The organism is Bradyrhizobium prioriisuperbiae (assembly GCF_032397745.1).
GTDB lineage: Bacteria > Pseudomonadota > Alphaproteobacteria > Rhizobiales > Xanthobacteraceae > Bradyrhizobium_A > Bradyrhizobium_A prioriisuperbiae.
Genome location: NZ_CP135921.1, coordinates 1,447,431 through 1,464,842 on the forward strand (window position 1 = coordinate 1,447,431; position 17,412 = coordinate 1,464,842).

At 62.5% G+C, this 17,412-nt stretch carries 15 protein-coding genes and 1 pseudogene; 7 read left to right on the top strand and 9 right to left on the bottom strand.

What is annotated here, in order from left to right:
* Nucleotides 1–93: 93 nt before the first annotated feature.
* From RS897_RS06775 to RS897_RS06790, 4 genes are all read right to left on the bottom strand, one after another.
* A complete protein-coding gene (locus RS897_RS06775) occupies nucleotides 94–519 on the bottom strand; it encodes a phasin family protein (protein ID WP_315835817.1) in 426 nt (141 codons plus the stop codon).
* Between the two features lie 189 nt (nucleotides 520–708).
* Nucleotides 709–2,358, bottom strand: a complete 1,650-nt coding sequence (locus tag RS897_RS06780; RefSeq protein WP_315835818.1) for a fatty acid--CoA ligase — start codon at nucleotides 2,356–2,358, stop codon at nucleotides 709–711.
* Between the two features lie 297 nt (nucleotides 2,359–2,655).
* Nucleotides 2,656–3,339, bottom strand: coding sequence for a TetR/AcrR family transcriptional regulator (locus RS897_RS06785; RefSeq protein WP_315835819.1), 684 nt, complete (start codon nucleotides 3,337–3,339; stop codon nucleotides 2,656–2,658).
* Between the two features lie 79 nt (nucleotides 3,340–3,418).
* Nucleotides 3,419–4,855 carry a helix-turn-helix domain-containing protein gene (locus tag RS897_RS06790; RefSeq protein WP_315835820.1) on the bottom strand — a complete coding sequence of 479 codons (1,437 nt, stop codon included), beginning with the start codon at nucleotides 4,853–4,855 and terminating at the stop codon, nucleotides 3,419–3,421.
* A 146-nt stretch (nucleotides 4,856–5,001) separates the two neighbouring features.
* Here RS897_RS06790 and RS897_RS06795 point away from each other — a divergent pair, with 146 nt between their 5' ends.
* Together RS897_RS06795 and RS897_RS06800 are read left to right on the top strand one after the other, a co-directional pair.
* Nucleotides 5,002–6,639 carry an isocitrate lyase gene (locus tag RS897_RS06795; protein ID WP_315835821.1) on the top strand — a complete coding sequence of 546 codons (1,638 nt, stop codon included), beginning with the start codon at nucleotides 5,002–5,004 and terminating at the stop codon, nucleotides 6,637–6,639.
* 418 nt (nucleotides 6,640–7,057) lie between these two features.
* Nucleotides 7,058–7,606, top strand: a complete 549-nt coding sequence (locus tag RS897_RS06800; protein WP_315835822.1) for a hypothetical protein — start codon at nucleotides 7,058–7,060, stop codon at nucleotides 7,604–7,606.
* A 358-nt stretch (nucleotides 7,607–7,964) separates the two neighbouring features.
* On the opposite strand, the gene RS897_RS06805 is transcribed toward RS897_RS06800, so the two are convergent.
* The 4 genes from RS897_RS06805 to RS897_RS06820 all read right to left on the bottom strand — a co-directional run bounded on the left by RS897_RS06805 (nucleotide 7,965) and on the right by RS897_RS06820 (nucleotide 13,049).
* Nucleotides 7,965–9,005, bottom strand: coding sequence for an IS110 family RNA-guided transposase (locus tag RS897_RS06805; RefSeq protein ID WP_315831728.1), 1,041 nt, complete (start codon nucleotides 9,003–9,005; stop codon nucleotides 7,965–7,967).
* 136 nt (nucleotides 9,006–9,141) lie between these two features.
* Nucleotides 9,142–10,485 (bottom strand): 8-oxoguanine deaminase, encoded by a 1,344-nt coding sequence (locus RS897_RS06810; protein ID WP_315835823.1) that lies wholly within the window; start codon nucleotides 10,483–10,485, stop codon nucleotides 9,142–9,144.
* Nucleotides 10,482–12,059: an ABC transporter permease gene (locus tag RS897_RS06815; protein WP_315835824.1), complete on the bottom strand. Its 1,578-nt coding sequence runs from the start codon at nucleotides 12,057–12,059 to the stop codon at nucleotides 10,482–10,484. The genes RS897_RS06810 and RS897_RS06815 overlap by 4 nt, the downstream gene beginning before the upstream one ends.
* A 15-nt stretch (nucleotides 12,060–12,074) precedes the next feature.
* Entirely contained in the window at nucleotides 12,075–13,049 is a 975-nt protein-coding gene (locus tag RS897_RS06820; RefSeq protein ID WP_315835825.1) for an ABC transporter substrate-binding protein, read from the bottom strand.
* 137 nt (nucleotides 13,050–13,186) lie between these two features.
* Here RS897_RS06820 and RS897_RS06825 point away from each other — a divergent pair, with 137 nt between their 5' ends.
* From RS897_RS06825 to RS897_RS06840, 5 genes and pseudogenes are all read left to right on the top strand, one after another.
* On the top strand, nucleotides 13,187–14,467 hold the full coding sequence (locus tag RS897_RS06825) for an ABC transporter ATP-binding protein (RefSeq protein WP_315835826.1): 1,281 nt from the start codon (nucleotides 13,187–13,189) through the stop codon (nucleotides 14,465–14,467).
* 35 nt (nucleotides 14,468–14,502) lie between these two features.
* A complete protein-coding gene (locus RS897_RS06830; protein WP_315835827.1) occupies nucleotides 14,503–14,949 on the top strand; it encodes a nucleoside deaminase in 447 nt (148 codons plus the stop codon).
* Nucleotides 14,950–14,986: 37 nt separating this feature from the next.
* Nucleotides 14,987–15,484, top strand: a complete 498-nt coding sequence (locus RS897_RS06835) for an FAD binding domain-containing protein (protein ID WP_315835828.1) — start codon at nucleotides 14,987–14,989, stop codon at nucleotides 15,482–15,484.
* Nucleotides 15,485–15,486: 2 nt separating this feature from the next.
* Nucleotides 15,487–15,729, top strand: a pseudogene (locus RS897_RS42250) (hypothetical protein); the annotation flags it as partial.
* Nucleotides 15,730–15,883: 154 nt separating this feature from the next.
* A complete protein-coding gene (locus tag RS897_RS06840) occupies nucleotides 15,884–16,372 on the top strand; it encodes a (2Fe-2S)-binding protein (RefSeq protein WP_315835829.1) in 489 nt (162 codons plus the stop codon).
* Nucleotides 16,373–16,394: 22 nt separating this feature from the next.
* On the opposite strand, the gene RS897_RS06845 is transcribed toward RS897_RS06840, so the two are convergent.
* Nucleotides 16,395–17,369, bottom strand: a complete 975-nt coding sequence (locus RS897_RS06845) for an isopenicillin N synthase family dioxygenase (protein WP_315835830.1) — start codon at nucleotides 17,367–17,369, stop codon at nucleotides 16,395–16,397.
* Nucleotides 17,370–17,412 lie beyond the last annotated feature (43 nt).

Consider the following 17,412-nt stretch of genomic DNA (forward strand, 5'->3'; position numbering starts at 1 on the left):
CGAACGTTATCGCGCGCCATTAACTGCAAAGTGGTAGCGACCTGCCGCGGAGTGCCGCGCCGGCACTCCGCGTTTGCTTCAGTTGATCCCAGTCTATTTTCGCTCGATCGCCGCCCGCGCTTCGGCGACGCTTTCCTTCATGCGCTCCATGATGATGGCGGATGCGGCAGTGCCGGATTTCTGGATCAGCTCGGCGATATCGCGCATGTTGGCGATCGCGGCTTCGAACACCCGCCGCGACAGCTCGGCCTGCTTGGTGAGGATGTCCTGCGGATTGCCCTGCGGCTTGAAGTCGGCGATCAGCGCCTGCGTCTCGCGCATCACACCGGCGGCGATTTCCTGCTGCTTTGCGGCGATCGAGCGGCCGCCTTCCGAGAGCGCGGCCGCGGACTTGCTGATGGCTTCGATGTTCTTGCGGTGCGCCGCGGTCAAAGCCTCGAAATCGATCTGCGGCAGCTTCATCTGCTTGCCCCAGTCGGTGAACATGTCCGTGATGGTCTTGTCAGGCTTGTCCGTCATCTCGTTCTCCCTGTGTCATGTTTTGATTTTGATTGCGCCGCCTGATGGTGCTGCGGGCACCGGCGACGCCCGCCTCAGGTTCCCTTTCTTGCTGCATCGCGGCGACCGCTACGGATCGTCATCATTATAAGGATCATAGGGCGATCATTCCCCGTTAATCAAGCAATCGATCGATTAGATATCCAACGGTTAGCCGTCACCGTATTTCGCCCGCAGCGCTTTCTTGTCGATCTTGCCGACGCTGGTCTTGTCGAGCTCTTCGACGAACAGGATCTTGTGCGGAATCGCGAACCGCGAAATCACGCCCTTGTCGGCGAAGCTCTTGACGTGCGCCTGCACCGCATCGCTGCCGACAGTCTCGGTCGCCTTGGCGGAGGCGACCAGGATGGCCAGCGGGCGTTCACCCCATTTGGCATCGGAGATACCGATAATGGCGGCTTCGCTCAGCTGCGGCATCTGCAGCAGGATGTCCTCGATTTCGATCGACGACACCCATTCGCCGCCGGTCTTGATGACGTCCTTGATCCGGTCGGTGATCTGGACCATGCCGTGCGGGGTCATGGTGCCGATGTCCCCGGTGTGCAGATAACCGCCTTCCCACAGCTTTTCCGATGCCGCGGGATTGTCGAGATAGCCCATGGTCAGCCACGGCGCGCGGACCACGATTTCGCCGGGGGTGCGGCCGTCGTGGGGGACGTCCTTCATGGCATCGTCGACGACGCGGAGGTCGACCAGCGGCACGGGGATGCCGGTCTTGGTGCGCAACTCGACCTCGCTGTCGGGATCACCCGTGAGCTCGCGCGCCTTCAGCTGCGCGATGGTCAGGATCGGGCCGGATTCCGACATGCCGTAGCCGGCGAAGATATCGATGCCGCGCTGCATGGCGGCTTTCGCCAGCGCCTTGGTCAGCGCGGCACCGCCGATCACCATCTTCAGCTTCGAGAGATCGACATCGGCGCTGTTGGGCGCCGACAGCAGCATCTGCAGGATGGTCGGAACGCAATGGCTGAAGGTCACCCCTTCGGTCTTGATCAGGTTGAGCAGATGCTCCGGCTGGTAGCGGCCAGGATACACCTGTTTCACGCCTGAGGCGGTGGCGGCATATGGCAGCCCCCAGCCATGGACGTGAAACATCGGCGTGATCGGCATGTAGACGTCTTCACGGTGGAAGCGTCCCTGGCTGGCCGGCGACCCGAAGCCGATCAGATCGATCAGGGTGTGCAGCACCAGCTGACGATGACTGAAATAGACCCCCTTCGGCACCCCCGTGGTGCCGGTGGTGTAGAACATGGTCGCGCGGGTGTTTTCATCAAAGTCCGGAAAGTCATAGTCCGGCGATGCAGTGGCCAGCAGGTCCTCGTAGCGGCCTGCAGCCTTGGCGCCATCCGGCACCACGCCATCGTCCGACATCAGAATGATGCGCTCGACCGACTCGAGCTTGTCACGCAACTGCTCGACCAGCGGCAGGAATTCGACATTCACCAGCAGCAGTTTCGGCCGCGCATGGTTGAGCGTGAACAGCACCTGTTCCGGGGACAAACGGATATTCACGGTCTGCAAGGTCGCGCCCATCATCGGAACAGCGAAATAGCATTCGAGATAACGATGACTGTCCCAGTCCAGCACACCCACGACATCGCCAGGCGCCACGCCTTGCGATGCCAGGGCGCCGGCGAGACGCCCGATCCGCGTCCGCAGATCACGATACGTGTAACGGCTGACGTCGCGGTAGACGATTTCCTGGTCGGCCGCCTGGGTCAGCGGCGCATGCAGCAGATGCTTGATCAGCAAAGGATAGTGATAGGCCGAGGGGGTGACCTCGATCGCAAAATCCGACATCGCTTCCTCCGTTGCCGGCGACTCGTTGTTCGCCGGTCGTCGTGAGCTCGCGGATTCTTCGGACCCGTCAGGCTCCATATTCCCAGAAGCATGGTCCTTCGGACCACCGGTGTCCACACCATGCTTGCGCCAGTTGCACTTGAGCGGATCACCATGTTGCGGCGTGGCGATCCCAGCGCATTTTTCTTAATCTATCGCACGCTTGATTAATTAGCAAGGAAGCGGCAACACGCGGGAATTCACCTGCGCGCGCAATACGACGTTGCCGTCGCGACAATACTTGGCGCACGTGTGCGATCAGCCGCGCGGTTTGCGCGCTTCCTTGACTGATCCCTTGGGCGATTTCGGCGCCGCGCCACGCGCCATCAATGCGATCTGTCGCCCGACCTGCTCGACGCTGAGGCGGCCGTCGGCGCTGTACCAGAACACGGTCCAGTTCATCGCGCCCAGCAGCGACAGCCGGAACGCGTGGCGGTCGCATTCGGCCGGCAGCGGCAGCTGATCGATCAGGCCGGCGAAAATCTGCTCATAATCGTCACGCTGGCGAACGAGTTTCTTGGCGCCGGGCAGCTTGTAATAATAATAGCGCGGCGGCGTCAGGATGGCGCGGGTCACGCTGCCGCCAAGCAGCACCTTGCAATGCGCAACAATCGCCTCGTCGAGACGCGCCCACGGCTCGGAGATGCCCTCGATGGCGGCCTCGACCTCACGCCGCATCTCGGTCAGGCTTTCCTGATGCACCGTGAACATCAGGTCTTCCTTGGACGGGAAGTGATAATACAGCGACCCGGACAGCACGCCCGAGGCGGCGGCGATATCGCGGATCGAGGTGCCCTCGAACCCCTTGCTGGCGAACAATTCCGACGCGGCCGCGATGATCTGCTTGCGGCGATCGGGCCCACGCCGCAGTTTTTTCAACGGCTTCTTCGGCAGTTTTTTTGCCGACTGTTTGCCTACACCAGCACCGCGTTTGAGCATCATCATTCTCTCGGCCGTCGAAACTCATCCGGGCAGTCGGGCCAGAGGTCGGTTATAGAATTCGAAAACACACGGTTCAAGATCAGTCGGTCGAGAACCCGAACGGAACGCTGAGCCGCCTGAAATCGTCGGGAAGAAGCTCGCGGCCGATCGGAAGCTGCGACCGCGCCGCGCATCTCGGACGATGACAGACGCGGCATGCGACGCCGATCGGCGTCGGCGCATCCGCAGGCGGACCCGCGCCGTCGCGGGTATAGATCAACTGCCCTGCGTGCTCGGCCGCGCAACCGATGGCGATGGCACGCTCCACGCGCACCGCGCCGAATGCGCCCCCGCCGGCCGTGACCGTGCGGGCGACGGAAAAGAACCGCTGACCATCCGGCAATTCCAGCCACTGGGTGACGATCTGGCGCGGCGTCTTGAAGACGCCATGAACCGACCACAACGGACACGCGCCGCCGTGCTTCGCGAACGGAAAGCCCGCGCCGTCCAGCAGCTTCGAAATATTGCCGGCCGGATCGACGCGGATCAAAAAGAACGGGACCTTTTCCAGGCCCGGCCTCTGCAGGGTGGTGATGCGATGCGCGGTCTGCTCGAAGCTGGTGCCGAACTGGCGCCCCAGCGCTTCCAGGTCGTAACGGCGTGTGTCGGCCGCTTTCGCGAACGCCGAATACGGCATGATCAGCGCCGCGGCGGCGTAACTTGCCAGCGCCCGGCGTGCCAGCAACTCGGCGCTCTTGGTGGTGAAGTGGCCGGCTTCGAGCGCCGCGTTGATCTCACCTTCCATTTCGAGATAGGCGAGCTGCTGGGCCAGCTGGAAGTTGAGGCTTGCGGTGTCGAGCGAGTCTTCGAGCAGCAACTGCCTGCGATGAAGATCCAGTCGCCTGACCGAGCCCAGCATGACATCCGGCGGCAGGTATCGGACGCTGAGATTGTGACGAACCTTGAGGCGTTCGATAAAGCCACTCGGGCCGGCAGCCGCCTGGACGAGACGCTCGGCTGCATCGTCGATATCAGCGAAGTTGTTGCGGCGCGCAGCCAGAAATCGCCGGACTTCCGCGACCGGATCGTTGGCATCGTACCCCTCCGCGCCTGACAGCGACGCCGCGCCCGCAAGCGGAGCCCTCCGGTCGGCAAGTGCCAGCTGCTCTTCGCGGTAGGCCGTGTAGAGACGGAGAAATGCCTCCGTCATGCCCGGATAGCTGATGGCGAGATCGCTGATTTCAAGCGCGGGAATATCGATGTCGGAGAACATCGGCTCCTTCAGAACGGACTGCATCCGCGCCGTGTGATCGGCACCGCCATCACCGGCGAGATCGGCCAGGTCGACCTTGTAGGTGCGGGCAAGGCGCAGCAGCATGTCGGCCGTCACCGGCCGCTGATTGCGCTCCAGCAGCGCCACGTAGGGGGCCGATATATCAAGATCGGCGGCCATATCGGCCTGGGTCAGCCCCAGGTCGCGCCTGAGACGTCGCAGTCGTGGCCCCATGAAGACCGAGCGGGCGGTCGAGGTTGCCATATCAGGATCCCCGGTTGTGTAATATCCTTACAGCATTACACGCCAAATTTGTAAAGTATGACAAGTTATCCGCGAACCGGCTGGTGCGGTGCCGCGAGGCGCTTACAAACGCTGCAGATTTATCGCCAGCCGAAGGGATCATCGACATGAACTACCAACCGCGTGGGATCAACGATCTGGCCATCCAGGGCCCAGCTTCCTACCAGAGCCAGATCGAGGCTGCCGAAGCCCTGCTCAAGACCAAGGACACCTGGAACGGGGTGACCGCCGAGGCCGTCGCGCGGATGCGCCTGCAGAACCGCTTCAAGACCGGCCTGGACATCGCCCGCTACACCGCGGCGCTGATGCGCAGCGACATGGCCGCCTATGACGCGGACAGCACGAAATACACCCAGTCGCTCGGCTGCTGGCATGGCTTCATCGCCCAGCAGAAGCTGATCTCGGTGAAGAAGCATTTCGGCACCACCGATCGCTGCTACCTTTACCTCTCAGGCTGGATGATCGCGGCGCTGCGCTCCGAGTTCGGACCGCTGCCCGACCAGTCGATGCATGAGAAGACCTCGGTGCCGGCCCTGATCGAGGAGCTCTACACCTTCCTGCGCCAGGCCGACTCCCGTGAGCTCAACGACATTTTCCGCAGCCTCGACGCGGCCCGCAAGGCCGGCGACACGGCGAAGGAAAAGGCGCTGATCGAGAAGATCGACACCTTCCAGACCCACGTCGTGCCCGTGATCGCTGACATCGACGCCGGCTTCGGCAATGCGGAAGCGACCTATCTGCTCGCAAAGAAGATGATCGAAGCCGGCGCATGCGCGCTGCAGATCGAAAACCAGGTCTCGGACGAAAAGCAGTGCGGCCACCAGGACGGCAAGGTGACGGTGCCGCATGAAGTGTTCCTGGCGAAGATCCGCGCCTGCCGCCACGCCTTCCTCGAACTGGGCGTGGAAGACGGCGTGATCGTGACCCGCACCGACTCGCTCGGCGCCGGCCTCACGCAGCAGATCGCTGTCAGCCACAAGCCGGGCGACCTCGGCGACCAGTACAACAGCTTCCTGGATTGCGAGGAAATCACAGCCGAGAACGCCAAAAACGGCGACGTCATCATCAACCGGAACGGCAAGATGCTGCGCCCGAAGCGGCTTCCCAGCAACCTCTATCAGTTCCGCGCCGGCACCGGCGAAGACCGCTGCGTGCTCGACAGCATCACATCGCTTCAGAACGGCGCCGATCTGTTGTGGATCGAGACCGAGAAGCCGCATATCGAACAGATCGCCAAGATGATCGACCGTGTGCGTGAAGTGATCCCGAACGCCAAGCTGGCCTACAACAACTCGCCGTCGTTCAACTGGACCCTCAACTTCCGTTGGCAGGTGTACGATGCGATGAAGGAAGCCGGCAAGGATGTCAGCCAATACAATCGCGCCGAGCTGATGAAGGCGGACTACGACACCACGCCGCTGGCGATCGAAGCCGATGAGCGCATCCGCACCTTCCAGGCGGATTCAGCCAAGCGCGCCGGCATCTTCCACCACCTGATCACGCTGCCGACCTATCACACGGCCGCGCTGTCCACCGACAACCTCGCCAAGGATTACTTCGGCGAACTGGGCATGCTCGGCTATGTCAGGAACGTTCAGCGCCAGGAAATCCGCCAGGGCATCGCCTGCGCGAAGCATCAGAACATGGCCGGCTCCGACATCGGCGACGACCACAAGGAATACTTCGCCGGCGAGGCAGCCCTGAAGGCGGGCGGCGCCCACAACACGATGAACCAGTTCGGCTGATCGCCGGATTAAGGAGCCTGGGGTCCGATCGGGCCCTAGTACCCACTTTTGATCAAACGTGATTCAGAATCGGTGGGCACGTACAGTGTTTGCTCGTGTCACTTGGCTATGATTCCGGGTACTAGACTCAGCCAACGATCCTCGTTTTATCCATGAGACAGCGCCGAGCGGCTTTTGCCGCTCGGCGCTTTTGTCTTGCGGATAGCGATAACGGCGCTCTCAGTGAACGCGACGAACACCAACCGCATCGGCTGCTGCAGAAAAGTATTAAGTTGGCTGTCTTACGCTCTATGACCAGAATTTGATCATACCGGGGGTGAGGACTTTGAAGCGGTATATCGTTCTTGCCGTTTTGGCTGCGGGAATAGCGTGGCTCGTGGTCAGATGCACAACTTCGGAAGCGACTTTACGCTACCAAATGACCGTCGAGGTCCAGACCCCGAGCGGCGGAAAATCCGGGTCTTCGGTCCAGGAGCTGGTGCTCCTGCGAAAAAACCTGGTTCCTCTTCCAGGCGCCGGTGGCTCTGATTGGGGCGGGGGCTTCAGAATAAATGGTGAAGCCCCGTTCGTGGATTTGGGAAATGGCGAGGTTCTATTCACGACGCTGCACGACGCAAGTTATAGCTATCCGCGCATGATGACGAGCGTCGCCCTGCAGGCTCTCCGCATTTTCGAACTTCGACGATCTCTCCCTAGCGGCAGCGACGCCAAAATCATGGGTGATCTTGTCAAGGCCAAACCTTTCAGCGTGCTGCAACGAAAGCACTATCCAATGCTGGCGACGTTCACCAACACGGCTGAACCGAAGTCCCTTGTCGAGGTGTCCCCTGATAACCTCAATGCCCGCTTCGGATCAGGCTACACGCTCAGCAAGATTACATTTCAGGTTGTCGACCAGGGCACGCCACTAACGACAGCACTCGCGGCCCGGTTTCCGGCTCTCGCCAGAGAACGCGGCCTCCTCTAGACGGTGTGGACGCTTGTCTGACTAGCGCGTAGCCCGGATGGAGCGCAGCGCAATCCGGGGCTTTTGCTCCGCGGATGGACCGGTCCCGGATTACGCTTGTGCTTCATCCGGGCTTCTGTAACGGGCGCTGGTTAGTCAATCCCTTTTTGCGCCATCCGTTCGCCGAGGACTTGCTTCTGTACGGGGTCGGCGCTGAGGCCGCCACCTGATGAGGTGCATGAGGAGCAGGTCGGCCAATCTACGGATGCGCGGTCGTGTGCCGCTTCCCGGATGTCGGCCTGGCCTGATCCATCGTCCCGGCGAGGGACTCCGCATCGGAAAGACCTGGTGTCGTGGCCCGTCCGAAACTTTGATCTCCTTAAGCTGCCGCAGTCACTGATTTGGCTGTTGGATTGAAGACTCGGCCATCAGCCAGCATGCGATGCAGGATCACTGCGAGCTTACGCGCAAGCGCCACCTTGGCCTTGCGCATGCCGGCGCGTCTGGCGATCCGCATCGCCCAGCTTTTGAGGTCCGAGCAGCCCCTGATCGGTTTGGTCAACATGACGTGAGCCGCCTGATAGAGCGCCTCGCGAACCGAAGCGTCGCCGATCTTGCTGATCCGGCCGCTGTAGTCCGTCTCGCCGGACTGGTACTTCTTCGGTGTCAGCCCAAAGTGAGGCCCCACCGCCTTGGAGGATTTGAACCGGCCGGGATCGTCGATTGCCGAAGCGTAGGTGAGTGCGACGATCGGGCCGACCGACGGCGTCGTCATCAGCAGCTTGGCTGATGCATGCGAGCGGGCCATGGTCCGTACGCGCTTCTCAAAGCCGGCGAACTCGCCTTTGAGCACGGCATGCACTGCGAGCAAAGCTTCCGCAATCGTCTCCAGGGCCGGATGGCCGGCCACCAGGTCCCGGATCCGCCCTGCAAAGCCATTCTCCGTCGTCTTGCCAACCTTCAGCCCGAAGCCGCGCAATATCCCACGCAAGCTGTTCTCGATATCGCGCTGCTTGGATTGCACAAGCTTGCGGGCGGCCAGCATGGCGCGGACTTCCTGAGACGCGATCGACTTGCAATGAACCGGGCGGAACCAGCCCAGCCGCATCAACTGGGCAATGCCGCGCGCATCGTTGCGATCCGACTTTACCGGGTTCGCTTGAAAGGCGGCATGGACATGCCGTGTCTCCAGAAGCTCGATTGAAAGCCCCGCTTCCTGCATCGCAGCGTAAAGCCACTGTGACAATGGGCCTGCCTCCAGCCCGATCCGTGAAGCCTCAAATCCCAGCGCACCAAACCACTTAATCAGCGCTGCCGGTTCACTCGCAACCTTCCCCTCTCGAACGATCTTGCCCTGCGCATCCACAACGCAAACGCTCGAGTATTCCAATGACACGTCGATTCCTGCATAATGGTCCATGGTCGTTCCTTTAATGATGCTTGGAGCGGGCTTGCCCGACTCCGTTTGACACCATCAATTTGAGGGACGACCACCCAGCACGCTAGGCCCGCGAAAGCCCGTTACCCCATCTACGGGTCGGCGAGAGGAGCGGCCGCTAAAGGAAGGCCTTGGCGGCTTCGCCGTGCATCGATCGAAGTCGCGCGAGGTCGAAATCGGCCGGCCGGCCGTCGACGACGCGCCAATGTCCTGCGACCATCACCCGGTCGGCACTGTGGGCGCCACACAGCACTAGCGCCGCGAGCGGATCTCCGGCGCCCGAAAACCTCAGATCGTCGAGAAGAAACAGGGCAAGGTCCGCTTGGGCGCCTTCGGTGATCGACCCGATGTCTTTCCGTCCGAGGCAATCCGCGGAACCGCGGGTGCCCCAGCGCAGGGCGTCGAGATGCGTCACTGCTTCGGCACCATAGCGAAGCTTTCCCATCAGCATCGCGTGCCGGACGGCCTCCATCATGTTGGAGCTGTCGTTCGAGGCGCTGCCATCGACGCCGAGGCCGACGGAGACCCCCGATGCCTCCAGCTCGACCGTCCGGCACATTCCGGACGCCAGCAGCATGTTCGAGGTCGGGCAATGACAGACGCTGACTCCGTGTCCGCCAAGCAAGCGCATCTCGTCCTCATCGAAATGAACGCCGTGCGCGAGCCAGGTCCGGTTCGAGAGCCAGCCGCAGCTCTCGAGATATTCCACCGGCGTGCAGCGGAATTGCTGCCGGCAGTAGTCGTTCTCGTCTTCGGTTTCCGCAAGATGCGTGTGCAGCCTGCAGTCATGCTTCGCGGCAAGCGCCGCGGTTTCAACCATCATCCGTCGCGTGACGTTGAACGGCGCGCAAGGTGCCAGTGCCACGGTGGTAAATGAGCCGGCATGCGGATCGTGATAGAGCGAGATGACGCGCTCGCAATCGGCCAGCACCGTGTCGTGATCCTGCATCAACCTGCGATCGGCGATGCCGCCATCCTCGAAGCCGAGATCGATCGCGCCGCGGGTCAGCGCCATCCGCATGCCGAGCGCACGCGCCTCCTCGACCTCGATGTCGACAGCGTCGGGCATGTCGGCTGGAAAGACGAAGAGATGATCGGTCGTCGTCGTGCAGCCCGACATCAGCAATTCGGCGAGCGCCACCCTCACCGCGAGGCGGAACGCGTCGCGGTTCAGTTCGCGTCCCCAGACGGGATAGAGCGTCTGCAGCCAGGGAAACAGCTTCTTGTTGATCGCGCGGGGATGCGCCCGCGTCAGCGTCTGGAAGAAATGGTGGTGCGCATTGACCAGTCCGGGGATGATGACGTGGCGGCTGGCATCAAATACCAGATCGTAAGTCGATTGCGGGCCGTTCGCGCCGACCAGTTCGACGATCACACCATCAGAAACGACAAGCCCCCTCTCCGCCCCGTCGGCGAGGACGGCGATCGGATCGCGCAGCCACAGCCGTTGAGATGAGCTCATGCGGCGCGCCCGGAATAGATCGAGCGCTCCAGCAGGTCGGCACCGCGATAGGCGAGCACCGAGATCACAATGCTCAGCACCGCCCCGCTCCATACCATGCCGTAATCCAGCGAGCCGCGCGAGATATCCATGAGATTGCCGAGCCCCGTGCCGGTCAAGAGCCACTCCGCGATCATGACGCCGAGCAGCGCCCGCGGCGCCACCAGCTTCGCGGCGGCCGCGATGTAGCGGAATGAATACGGGATCGAGATGAACCTCAGCTTCTGGATCGGACCGCCGCCATAGACTTCGACGGTTTCAAGCGCGGCGCGGGGCACGACGGCAAATCCCTGGATCAGGAGGACGAAGGCCGGAAAGAACACCACCACCACGGCCATGAAGATGCAGGCCGAAATGGTCCTGCCCAACAGCAGGAGCACGATCGGCGTCAGCGCGACCAGCGGGGTGCTTTGCAGCACCATGGCAGCCGGCAGGATCACCTTGAGCAAGCCGGGCATCACGACCGACAGCGCGGCGAGCAGAAACGCAATGCCGAGCCCGACGAACAGGCCGAGCAGCGCCATTGGGATGGTCTGCCCCACGGCATGCAGCAGCGCCGACCTCGCTTCATCGGATCCGTCGGCAAAGGTCAGGTAGGACACGATGTCCAAAGGCCGCGGCGCGACGATCGGGCTGACGTCGGCCCATTTCAGCACGGCCCACCACAGCACGAACGGCAGCGCGACCGACGCAATCAGCATAAGATAGCGCTTGAGGCCGGCCTCGCCGTCCTGGCCATGCAGTTCGTCCGGCATGCGCCCCGCTGCCACGGTGACCGGGATCGTCGCGCCAACCATCGAGGATCCGAGCGAGAAAAGCCCATAGCCGGTCAACGCCAAGGCCGCCGCGGCGATGCTGATCCCCCACAGCCTGTCGGCGTTGGACTGGCCGAGGGAGCCCAGCAGGAAGGTGCCGAGACCCCATCGCTCGCCGGAGCCGAACTCGCCCAGGATCGCTCCCAGGACCGATAGCGACGCCGCTACCCTCAATCCGGCCAACACGCCTGGCATCGCACTGCGCAGGCGGATCAAGCGCAGCAGCGCGATCTCGCCACCGCCGTAGGCCTTGACCAGGTCGGCATGGCGCGGATCGATGTCGCGAAGCCCGACCAGCATCGAGACCATTGTCGGGAAATAGATCATGGTCGCGGACAGCACGATCTGCGGCCAGCGGCCGTCGAGCAGCAGCACGAGAAGCGGTCCGATCGCGATCGCCGGCACGGCGAACAGCGCGATGTTGACGCTCCGGAACAGCCGCTCCATCGTCGGGAACAGACAGAAGACAAGCGCGGCGACCGACGCAATCGACGTGCCGATCAGGAAGCCATAGGTCGATGTCGCGGCGGTTGCCGCGACATGACCCCAGTACAGATCGGAATTGGCAACGACGTCCCCGATCACCCCGGAAAGCGGCGGAAAGATCCTCACACCGCTGACAGGTACATGCCCCAGCGCCTCCCAGGCCAGCACAAAGCCCAGCGCGCCGAGGATCGTGATCCCAACCTTGGCCGGAAGTTCACTGGCGGAGCGAAGCATCGCCGACCGCCAATCTCAGATTTCGGCCAGAAGGCTGGTGTCGAACATGTCCTTCCGTCCGGTGACGCCGACGCTGCTCAGCGACTTCAGGTTCTGCTCGATCGCCTCCTCCGTGATCGTGAACAAGCCCTTCGGATGGTTCACGAGCGACGGCTGCATGGCGTTGAAGAACTTCTCGGCGCCTACCGTCGACCCTGTCCCCTTGAACCAGGTGTCATGGTAGAGTTCCGGATATTTCGAGGGATCGGCGAAGTTTTCGGCCCATCCGCGGCGACTGGCCTGCAGGAATTTCAGCAACTCCGGCCGCTTCGACGACAGCGTGTCGGTCGTCACGGTCACGAGGTCGATCAGCAGCGGCAGGCCGTGATCGTCGAACAGGAAATACGACGCCTTCTTCCCGGATGACTGCTCGATGATGAAGGGAAGCTGGGTCGCGAAGTCCACGGTGGCGTCCACCTCGCCATTGATGAGCGGCGCCGGATTGAAAGCATAGGGCACGATCTTGACGTTCTCGACCTTGTGCAACTTGACGAAGGCCTTGAACACGTCGGCGCTGAGCGTCGGCACCGCGACCGTCTTTCCGGCGAGGTCGGCCGGACCCTTGATGTTGCTCGACGCCATCGCGATCACGCCCAGCGGGCTTTTCTGGTACTGCGTGCCGATCACCTTCAGCGGCGCGCCCTTCTGGACGATCGCGGTCGCCGTGGTCAACAGCGCCGTAAGCGCGATGTCGGACTTGCGCGTGAGCAGCGAGCCCTCGGGAATCACGTTCGGTCCGCCGGGCAGATAGGTGACCTTGAGTCCAGCCTCCTCGTAGTAGCCTTTGTCGATCGCAAGCATGTAGCCGAGGAATTCCGGATCATTCAGCCAGTTGGCCTGGAAGGTGATCGGCGTCGGCGCGGCCGCGAGCGCGCGGCGGCCCGCCATCGCCGCTACCGCGCCGCCGATGCTGGCTGCGCCGAATTGCCGACGGTTCATGAGGGAGTTCATACAGTTCGTCCTTTCTGCGAGCAGGCAACGCAGCACCGGCCGGCCATGCCGACCGCGGCGCTACCGCGATGCTTAAGCTCCAAATTGATTTTGCTGATTTCAGCGACTGAGCTCGTACCCGAGGTGCCGCGTTCGAGTTGACCGACGCGCGTACGTCGATCCATCCACAGCGCCCGAATCACAACCGACGCCCGACTATTGCCACGACATCGGTGAGCAGCCTGTCTTCTCTTTTTCGAGTCCAGACACTGGGAACGTATCCGACCGGCGCGGCGCAACAAGCCCTGAATTTAGGCTGCCTGTGGCATCGCGCGCTCAGACAAATTCCCGCGGAATCTGAAACCTATCGAAAGGACTGCCTTGTTCTTAAACACCGTGCTGCATTCTGGCGCGCATCCCCGAACCGAAAAATCCGATCTCGGCCCGATCTACGGAGAGAAAAGCAACATTGCGCGACGGCATATTCTTTGCTTTCCTCGAGATACGGTCTGATTGTCCCGGAACATCGGGTCGACCGCTTACCCGAAATTTTGGCGCCTACCGACCACGTCGCGCGTGATGCACGACTGGCACTAACGGAGTGGTTTATGCCCGCGACCTTGAGGGCCGTTCCCGAATCCCGCGCTGTCGAATCCGCTGCGACCGAAGGCAGCGGCATCCTGGTCGAAGGCGCGACCAAGAGCTTCGCCAAGCGCACCAGGCAAGGCACCAGCGTGCTGCAGGCGCTGGACAACGTTTCGCTCGATTGCGCGCGGGGGTCGCTCACGGCGCTGATCGGACCGTCCGGTTGCGGCAAATCGACCCTGTTGCGGCTTGTCGCTGGCCTCGAAACGGCGGACGCCGGCACGATCGCCTTGAATGGAGAACCGGTCAGCAAGGTGCAGGCCAGGGGCGATCTTGGGATTGCGTTTCAGGATCCGGCCCTGCTGCCTTGGCGGAGCGTCAGCGAGAACATCGCGCTGCCGCTTGAGATTGTCGGCCGTCCGGTGGCCGGCCTGAGCAGCCACATTGCGACCTTGATCAACCTCGTCGGGCTTTCCGGTTTCGAGAATTCGCTTCCGGGCGAGTTGTCAGGGGGCATGAGGCAGCGGGTCGCGATCGCCAGGGCGATCGTCACCAATCCCTCGGTACTGCTGCTCGACGAACCCTTCGGCGCGCTCGACCAGATCCTCAGGCGCACAATGAATCTCGAGCTGCAGCGGATATGGATGGGCGGCAAGACGACGGCGCTGCTGGTCACGCACGGAATAGACGAGGCCGTGTTCCTGGCCGATCGGGTCGCCGTCATGAAATCGCGGCCCGGCCGCATCGCCGCGGTGGTGGACATTCCCTTCCCCCGTCCGCGGCCGGAGAGCCTGTTCTCGTCGGAGGAGTTTCACCGTCTGTGCGACAGGATCGCAAACCTCCTCCACGACTGACGAGCCCACGCACGCAAAAGCGACAGGAGTTTCCCATGGATGATTTGAAATACCTTGCCGAGGCGTTCGACATGGCCAAAGCCGGCATGGCCGAAGGCGGCATTCCGATCGGATCGGTGCTGGTCTGCGATGGCGAGGTGCTGGGACGGGGCAATAACCGCCGCGTTCAGCAGAATAGCGTCATTCACCACGCCGAGATGAACTGCTTCGAGAATGCGGAGAGATATCCCGCCTCGGTCTATCGGACATCGACGCTGTTCTCGACCCTGTCGCCCTGCTTCATGTGCGCGGGAGCCGCGGTCCCCTTTGGCGTCAAGCGGGTGGTGATCGGCGAGAACCGCACGATCAACATGTCGGAACAATTTCTGCGCGACCAAGGCGTCGAGGTCCGCGTAATCGACGATCCCGCCTGCCACCAGCTGCTGCAAGACTACATCAAGGCGCATCCCGAGGTCTGGGACGAGGACAAGGGCGATCACTGATGACGTCGGGCCCGATCTCCGCCCGCGGAAACTGCCGATGAAGCCAGCCCGCTTTCGCTACTATCGTGCCAGGGATGCGAGGGACGCCGCCGAGAAACTCCGCGTTCATGGCAGGCCGGGCAAGGCATGCGCGCTCGCGGGCGGACAAAGTCTCGTCCCTGCGCTCGCCGCACGCGAGCAGCGCCCGGACCTGATCGTCGACATCATGGGCTGCGCGGACCTGCGCGACATATCGGTATCGGATAGCCGGCTCCGGATCGGCGCCGCCTGCCGCCAGTTCGAGGGCGAGGCCTCGCGAACGGTCATGGATGCATGCCCGTTGATCGCCGACGCGCTGCGATGGGTGGCGGTGCCGCAGGTGCGATCGAGAGGAACGGTCGTGGGCAGCCTGATCCAGGCCAATCCTGGCGGCGAGATGCCGGTTGTCGCCCGCACACTGGACGCCGACCTGGTCGTGCTGGACGAAGGCGGCGAGCCAAGATCGGAGCCGCCCGTCTCTATGCGGCAGCCGCGGGCACAACCTTGCCGCCGCTGACATTGGCCGTCGGCGTCGAGTTTCCGGTTCTCGACGAACACGAACTGTGGGCGTTCGAGGAAATTCAGCTCCGCCCGGGCCATGTCGCGATCGCCTGCGCTGCCGTCGTCCTTCAGGTCAAGAACAGACAGATCCATTCGGCGCGCATCGGAATCGGCGGCCTGACGTCAAACCCATATCGCGCCGCGGCGGCCGAGGCGTTCCTGCAGGGAGTCAATCTCGACAATCACGAAACCGCATTTGCGACCGCGGCGGCAACCGCAGTGGAGGAACGCCGTGGCCGAGCCGGACCGATCTTCACGCATCCGACCGATACCGTCAGACCGCTGCGCGCACGGTCGTCCGAAACGCGCTGGCAAAGGCGACGCGGCGCTGCACTTGCATCAAAGGGGACTAGCAATGGACGTCGCCGAGGATATGCACGTCGTTTCGATGTCGGTGAACGGCGAGCCGGTTTCCCGCTCGGTATCGTCCCGCACCCTTCTGTGCGATTTCATCCGCGACGACCTGCAGCTGGTGGCGACGCATATCGGATGTGGCGAAGGCGTTTGCGGGTCCTGCACCGTCATCATCGATGGCCAGCCGGCGCGGTCATGCACCCTCCTCGCGGTCCAGGCCGCAGGATCATCCATCGTTACCATCGAGGGCCTCAATCCCGACGTCGGACTGAACAAGGTGCAGGCCGCGTTCCAGGAATTCCACGCCCTGCAGTGCGGATTCTGCACGCCCGGCCTGCTGGCGACCGTGCATTCGATGGTCGAAGCCAGGCTTCCGGCGGACGACGATACGATCGTCGCCCACCTCTCGGGCCACCTCTGCCGCTGCACCGGCTACGTCAACATCCTCAAGGCCGTACGCAGCCTGCTGGCCGAGAACGCAGCCACGTAGGCTGCGCTCTGCCTGCCGAGATCTATTTCGCGAGCGTCAAATCCATCGACGCAGCAATCTTGGACTTGATGTAGTCACCAGCAATGACAGGCTCGTGCTGCGGCGGATGGGCCGCATCCGAACAGGTCGGCAGACAGGCTATCTCGGCGTTTTCGTTGGGTCCCACGAACGCCACCATGGACAGGCGCTGCGTCGAGCCGGTTAAATTCCGCGGCGGATTGATCACGCGATGGAGCGTCGACCGCCAACGACCATTGGTCCACCGGGACATCAAGTCGCCGACATTGATGACGAACGATTCAGGAATGGGCGTAACGTCGTGCCAGCCGCCGTCATCCCAGATTTGCAGCCCGCCGGGCGCGGAATCCTGGCGCAAGACCGTCAGCCCGCCGTAGTCATGATGCTCGCCATAGCGCATCTGGCCGGGCTTCGGCGGCGTTTCCTCGTCCGGGTAGTTGACAAATCGGAGCGTGAGAGACGCGTCGGAATAAGCCGCGTCGAAGTAGTGCTCGGGCAGATCGAGGGCGAGAGCTGACATGCGGGCGAGATAGCCCGTCAGTTCCTCCATTGCCTGGCAATATTGGGAAATGAGCGGACGCAGTTCTTTCGGCTCGGTGGGCCAGAAGTTTGGCTTTCCGGCTTGGCCTCGCAATTCCCGGTGTAGCGCACCAAAGACGAGGGCCTCGCAGAGATCGGGGGGAGTCTCCCCCGACAGTGTCTTCGCCACGCTTTCAATGCCGGCCGGCAGATAGCCGCGACTCTTGGCTTCTTCAGGCACGGTGTAGCAGAGCTTCTCGTCAAGCGGTTGGGCAAAGAAGAGCTTCGCCGCATCATAGGTGCTCTGGATCAGATCGTTCGAAATGCCGTGCCCGACGATCACCGCGAACCCGTTGTTCTCGAAGGCGGCCCCGAAGGATTTCGCGACGTGGGCTCGTGCGGCGGCGTCTCCATGGATAAAAGAACTGATGTCAATCGTGGCTACGGCATTGCGGCTCATCTTCGGTCCTTTTCAGAATTCGCTTGGCTACATAGGATTTGGT